Origin of the sequence: Nostoc sp., assembly GCF_036916985.1 — a bacterium.
In the GTDB taxonomy this organism is placed as follows: Bacteria; Cyanobacteriota; Cyanobacteriia; order Cyanobacteriales; family Nostocaceae; genus Nostoc.
The window spans coordinates 226317-232888 of the sequence record NZ_JBALFD010000062.1 but is presented as its reverse complement, the minus strand read 5'-3'; the positions used below and the strand labels follow the sequence as shown (position 1 = coordinate 232888).

Below are 6572 nucleotides of genomic sequence, written 5' to 3'. Positions count from 1 at the left end.
TCTTCAATGTAATTCAGTATATTACTCATTGTTTATGTCAAAAAATACCTCATGATGCTCTTTTACCACAAAACATACTATTTTGGAGATGTCTATTGAACTGGCCAAATAACACACAATTACCCATCGACTTAGAATCTTTAACATCGGTTCCCAAAAAATCAAATTCTGATTTTATCGCTTTAAGTAGTTCTGGGAAAGCTTACAGCGCTTCCGGCTATTATGCAATACAGTTTTTCTCCTTGCCCTCTCCTATCAAAGCTTTCAGACTTGAGGATGTACCTCATAGCTGCCGGAAGTGCTGTATTATCTAAAATTAGATATATCAACCAAAAATATCTCTGTCCTCAAAGAATTTGAGTTACCAGCAATTCCCCCAAAAAGTAACTTTGAAGCATTTGGCTTGCAATATATAGATGGTAAATTAGTAGCTATTTGGGGTAATCGTGGAGAGGGAGAAGAAACAGGAACTATTTATTTTGGGGAATTTGACTCAAATACTTATGAAATTAGCTTCTCCGGTTATGGTAACTTTAAAGTGCCATTTCCAAAGGGAAATGTACGACATATTTCTGATTTAAAAGTAGACCCAGTAGGAATTGTTTACATCACCTCAGCAAGTGATGCAGGGGATGATGGGCCATTTCAGTCAGCTGTATATGTTGCTGGTTACTTGGGATTATGCGATCGCAAAATTACATGGCGACCGAACCCTCAACTTGTTCCCTTCTACCGCTCTGATTACCACAAAATTGAAGGTATAGAACTTGTTCCCGGTGCAGAAGGCGGTGTGGTTGTGGGTACAGATGATGAAAATTTGCGTTCTTATATATACATTGTGTGTGGAAGTAGCTGAACAAGAATTTTGAGAATTGTTGGTTTATTGGCGATCGCTTTGCAGGCACACATATTAAAATTTTTGTCAAGTTATTGGTTGGTGGCGATGCCTACGGCGGGCAAAGCCTACACAACTTGATGTAGTTTGACCATTATCTGATTGATAACGGCCACCGAATTAATTACCCCTACACATTAAATCGGAACAACATTACATCCCCTTCCTGTACAACATACTCTTTCCCTTCACTGCGAACTAACCCTTTCTCCTTTGCAGCATTCATTGAACCAGTTGTTACCAAATCTTTATAAGCAACAGTTTCGGCGCGAATAAATCCCCGCTCAAAATCACTGTGGATTACGCCAGCAGCTTGAGGTGCAGACATTCCCGCATTAATTGTCCAAGCGCGGGTTTCTTTGGGACCGCAGGTAAAATAAGTCCGTAAGCCTAAAAGGAAGTAAGTTGCCCGAATCAATGATTTCAAGCCGCCTTCTTCCACACCTAAAGATTCGAGGAAATCAGCTTTATCTGACTCTGGTAATTCCACTAATTCTGCTTCAACTTGGGCAGAAACAATCACAACTTGAGCATTTTCTGTAGCTGCAATTTGCCGCACTTTTTCTACAAAATCATTACCCGTTGCCAACTCATCCTCAGAGACATTGGCGGCGTAGATAATCGGTTTATAAGTGAGCAGATCCAGTCCTTTAATGATTACTGCTTCTTCTTCATTCAAGCTCACCTGACGCACCGATTTACCTTCATTTAAAGCCGCAGCTAATTTCTCTAAAACTGTGATTTCAAACTGTGCATCTTTGCTGGTACGAGCTTGTTTGCGAGTGCGCTCAATTCGCCGTTCAATTTGTGATAAATCTGATAAACCCAGTTCTATATTAATGATTTCAATATCTCGTGCTGGGTCAACAGAACCAGCAACGTGGATAATATCGTCATTCTCAAAACAACGTACCACATGGATGATCGCATCAACTTCCCGGATGTGGGACAGGAATTGATTCCCTAGTCCCTCACCCTGACTTGCACCTTTAACTAAACCGGCAATATCTACAAATTCAACCCGCGCCGGGATAGTTTGTGCCGAACTGGCAAGCTTAGCAAGAACATTTAACCGTTCATCCGGTACTGCGACAACGCCGACATTCGGTTCAATCGTGCAAAAAGGGAAGTTAGCTGCTTCTGCTTTGGCATTAGCAACTACAGCATTAAATAAAGTAGATTTTCCGACGTTGGGAAGTCCGACAATTCCGGCTCTTAGCATTTTGGATTTTAGATTTGGGATTTTGGATTACATTACCAAGGTAATCTAAACAGGTTCCGGTATGGTTTGGGGAATTGGTGCTGGAACTGTTTGAGGAATAGGAGTAGGTACTGTTTCTGGTACAGGCCCCGGTAACGGTTGAGGAATCGCTGGCCCCGGTACAGGTTCGGGACTAGGTAGCGGATTCGGCTCAGGATTGGGGCTAGGTAGCGGACTCGGGCCAGGAGTAGGAATTTGTGGTTCGGGTATAGAAATCGCAGTAAGATTAATCATCGTAAGTCTAAATTAAATTATTCAACCTTCCCACGCTAGATGACAACCTCATCTGTTGACATCTCCCCAAATAGCTATACCCACGAACACATCCTTTAATAATTTTGTCATTCTCTGCGTCCCTCTGCGCTTACCTTTGCGCTCCTCTGCGTTTAAACTCCAATCTTCAATTCGCCACCATTTGCACAAAACTACTCCTCCTTCACCTTTTCCACCACCTCAACCTCTGGCACTGGATCGTAACCACCTGGATGAAACGGATGACAGCGCAAAATCCGCCGAGTTGCCATCCAGCTACCACGCAACACTCCAAATCGTTCAATAGCTTCAATAGCATACATCGAACAAGTTGGTTGAAAGCGACAAGTCGGGAGAAACAACGGCGAGATAAACATTCGGTAGCCCCGAATCAGCCAAATAAATAATAATTTCATTGCAGCTACCCAAATCTTATAAATTAGTAACAGGGGTAAAAATTTTCATTTTGTCGCATCTTTGTTAATTACATTTTCTGACTTCACCTCAATTCCGGTTTTCTGGCTGCAAATTGCGTCGGCTGCACTTTGGGTGTTACTCATCCTCCTGATTGCAGGGTTGGTAAACCGCTTTGCCGACAAACCAGAAATTGTACGAAAGATAGTTCATATTGGCACTGGTAATGTGATTTTAATCGCTTGGTGGCTAGATATTCCCGCCAGCGTAGGGATTACAGCTTCTATTTTAGCGAGTGCAACCACCTTATTATCCTACCGATTACCAATTCTTCCTGGTATTAATAGCGTCGGACGGCAAAGTTTAGGGACGTTTTTTTATTCCGTCAGTTTCGGTATTTTAGTTGCCTGGTTCTGGTATTTGCAACAACCCCAGTACGCAGCATTAGGAATTTTGATCATGACTTGGGGAGATGGACTAGCAGCCTTAATTGGGCAACGCTTTGGTAGACACAAGTATCAAGTTTTTGGTACAGAAAAAAGTTGGGAAGGCTCCCTAACTATGATGCTCGTTAGCTATGTCGTCAGCAGTTTGATTTTAGTTGGAACTCAAGGAAACAGTTGGCAAACTTGGGTGATATCGCTAATAGTGGCAGTTCTAGCTACTGCTTTAGAAGCTGTTTCATTTTTGGGTATTGATAATTTGACAGTTCCTTTGGGCAGTGCAGCCCTTGCCTTCTTTTTAAGTCAGTTAGTTTTGAATTAGTAATTGCTTTAATGTACTATTCCTAATTGAGCAAACATGTTCAAAATTAAAGATTTTAAACCATTAACGAGATGCCAAGGGTTTCACACCTCAATTCACATTAGACGTAATTCAGTAATCAGATAGAAGCAAAGGTAAGCTCAGTAGTGGTCGTACTGGGGGATGCCTGCTCAACAGACGAATCACTAACCATCGGGTGTGTTTTTTTTAACGTTTCTACAACGATGGTAGCGTTGGGTTAATTCTGCGTAATTCAGGTGAGGAATGATTCTAATCCGAGTACGAGGCATAGCTATACACTGATTTTACTTCTACTAAATAATACTATCTATTGCAACTTGGTATCAGGCTGAAATTGTTCACCTTCCTATTCGTACAACAACGCCATTTTTGATTGCATTATCAGATTAATTAAACATTAACAAATCCTTAACTTGGCTAATACTTCAAAAAAACTAGGCAGAAAATTATTACGGAATTGGAAATTCCCTAACTCTGAAGCCTTGTAAAAATGGGAATTAACAATTACTGCTCATCTGGGTGATTGCTAGAACGGCGTTAAATCGTTCTGAATATATTTTTGCTACATCAGAAGTGATTATAAAGATTTGGTAAAGCAAGATTCAGCCTACTTGCATTGCTTACATTGTTATTGATTTAATCAAATTTGTGCTTCCCAATAACCAGCAAAATCACGTAAAACCCACTGCAAGCATTTAATACCCGCGCATATTTGTAATCAATATCTGTGAATATATTTCGCTCTGTCTCTTCAATGCTCTCAATGGGTTGATTCTTGGAGTCTTTGATAAATGCTAGGCGAGAGCCATTGCCAAAAGAAGTAGCCCTTGAATTCAGAATTTTTGCAGATTTTTGAAATTACAAGCCATTTTTCCAATTTAGTTACACACAATGAAGAAAACGCTTTTTGGGGTGTTGACGACGGCGGTTGTTAGCAACACCCTGATTCCTGGTGTCCAAGCAATCGGTTTCGGAAATACAACTGCCCGCTTTAGTCATGTTCTGATTATTTCGATTGATGGATTGCACAACTGGGATCTATCAGTTGCTAATCTGCAATCTTCTTTGAAAAATATCAAGCGGTTGCAGAGAGAAGGTGTGACATACACCAATGCTTTTACTTCTGCACCATCAGATTCCTTCCCTGGGGAGCTAAACTATATCACTGGTGCTAACCCCGGCACGACTGGTGTATTTTATGATCTTTCCTACAGTCGTGCGTTGTATGCTCCAGGCACCACTGCTGCCCAAATCGCCGCAGGAACCGCCAAACGAGGTACTGTAGTAGAATTTGATGAAACTAGCGATGCATCTTGGAATAATGGTAAGGGTGGCACTTTAGATGGCGGTCAGGGATTTGATAAAACCCAATTACCAGTCGATCGCAATGGCAACCCTGTTTACCCCAACCAGTACCTAAAGGTAAACACCATTTTTGACGTAGCTAGCGCGGCAGGACTCCGTACTGCTTGGTCTGACAAGCATCCCGCAGCTTACACCATCCTCGCTGGAAATACACAAGACCCAACGAAGTTTAATTTGGCAACGGGTCGGGTTGGTAGCATTAGCGATTACTCTTCACTAGAAATTAACGCAGCAGTGGCGATTAATCCAACTAAGCCAGGACTTCTCCCCAACACCCTTGGGGCTTTAGTCGATCAATCAACAGGTACTCCTTACTCCAACACCAACTCTCAACTCACGTCCACTTTCTTTAACGACGGGACAAAGGGTAATCCGGCTCTGTTTAAGGCTCCACCTGCTGGTTTCAGCGCCAACCAATTCACAAGTGTAGCAACAACCTCAGCCTACGATGATCTCAAGGTTAAGCAGATATTAAACGAGATTGATGGATTAAACGATTCCGGCACTATAAAAGTAGGCACTCCAGCAATTTTTGGCTTGAATTTCCAAGCTGTGAGCGTCGGCGAGAAAGAGACTGCCTCTCAATTTAATGGTGGCGGAATTGACTCTAATGGCAATGCCCGTCCTGACCTCGTAAGTGCAGTAGCTCACACTGATGCTAGCATCGGTCTGATTTTGGATGAACTGAAAAAGAAAGGATTAGATAGTTCAACTTTGGTGATTTTGACCGCCAAGCACGGGCAAAATCCCGTCAAAGATCCAACTGTTGGTTTGAGCAGTACATTTGATAGTGTTACTGGTGTTGCTGGTGGCGATGGAAACCTAACTGCTGTTGCCGCTCTCTTAGTAAGAAACGGCATCCAGATTGCTTCTGAGCGAGGTCAGGATACTTCATCGCTGATCTTCTTGAAAAATCCATCTGATGTCCGAAAAGCAGTAGCCCTGCTGAAGTCCAAAAATTACTCATTTGATAATACGATTGATCCAAATACTGGGGTAGCGTTTTCAACTGAGGATGCTGCTGCTCAGGGGAAGGTATTGTATGGTCAGAGCATCATCAATGCTGGATTGGGAGATCCAAGGACAAGCGATACCTTCGGCAACGTCAGAGACGAACGCACCCCTGATATTATTGTTCCACTCAAAACTGGCTATTTCTTTGGTAATGCTACCAAGAAGCGTGCAGAGCATGGTGGATTTACTGATGCTGACACTCACGTAGCACTAATTGTCGGTAGCACTGGATTTTCCCATAATCTGCAAGGTAAAACTATAAGTCGAACCGTTTCTACCACCCAAATTGCTCCAACGACATTACAGGTTCTAGGTTTAAATCCTCAACGACTGCAAGGTGTTCAGATTGATAGAACTCAGACATTACCACTGGACTGTAGGGACTTGCAAATAGAAAAATACCGAATAGATCAAGAGCGCAGGGAGTACGAGGAATAAAAAAACACCAAATGAAGAAATTGATGTGTTAAATACCACATCAATTTCTAGTAATTCCTGCGCTTAGAGCAAATCGGTGTACCGCAAAGATCGCAAAACTTGTATCTCCTCAAAACTTCGGGATAAGCAATTATTCTGGTTGCCACG

The 6572-nt window shown here is 42.2% G+C and carries 6 protein-coding genes and 1 pseudogene; 4 read left to right on the top strand and 3 right to left on the bottom strand.

Going from position 1 to position 6572, the window contains the following annotated elements:
- Nucleotides 1-314 (top strand): annotated as a pseudogene (locus V7L07_RS33540) (hypothetical protein); the annotation flags it as partial.
- A complete protein-coding gene (locus tag V7L07_RS21165) occupies nucleotides 299-856 on the top strand; it encodes a hypothetical protein (protein WP_442936071.1) in 558 nt (185 codons plus the stop codon). The pseudogene V7L07_RS33540 and the gene V7L07_RS21165, both read left to right, overlap by 16 nt.
- A 169-nt stretch (nucleotides 857-1025) precedes the next feature.
- On the opposite strand, the gene ychF is transcribed toward V7L07_RS21165, so the two are convergent.
- From ychF to yidD, 3 genes are all read right to left on the bottom strand, one after another.
- Nucleotides 1026-2117, bottom strand: coding sequence for a redox-regulated ATPase YchF (gene ychF, locus V7L07_RS21160; protein ID WP_335060860.1), 1092 nt, complete (start codon nucleotides 2115-2117; stop codon nucleotides 1026-1028).
- 45 nt (nucleotides 2118-2162) lie between these two features.
- Nucleotides 2163-2390 carry a hypothetical protein gene (locus V7L07_RS21155; RefSeq protein WP_335060859.1) on the bottom strand — a complete coding sequence of 76 codons (228 nt, stop codon included), beginning with the start codon at nucleotides 2388-2390 and terminating at the stop codon, nucleotides 2163-2165.
- 191 nt (nucleotides 2391-2581) lie between these two features.
- Complete coding sequence (yidD, locus tag V7L07_RS21150) at nucleotides 2582-2824, bottom strand: membrane protein insertion efficiency factor YidD (RefSeq protein ID WP_335060858.1); 243 nt, start codon at nucleotides 2822-2824, stop codon at nucleotides 2582-2584.
- A gap of 61 nt (nucleotides 2825-2885) precedes the next feature.
- Between yidD and V7L07_RS21145 the strand changes: the two genes are divergently transcribed.
- Nucleotides 2886-3587: a diacylglycerol/polyprenol kinase family protein gene (locus V7L07_RS21145; RefSeq protein ID WP_335060857.1), complete on the top strand. Its 702-nt coding sequence runs from the start codon at nucleotides 2886-2888 to the stop codon at nucleotides 3585-3587.
- A 912-nt stretch (nucleotides 3588-4499) separates the two neighbouring features.
- Nucleotides 4500-6425, top strand: a complete 1926-nt coding sequence (locus tag V7L07_RS21140) for an alkaline phosphatase family protein (protein WP_335060856.1) — start codon at nucleotides 4500-4502, stop codon at nucleotides 6423-6425.
- Nucleotides 6426-6572: the final 147 nt, after the last annotated feature.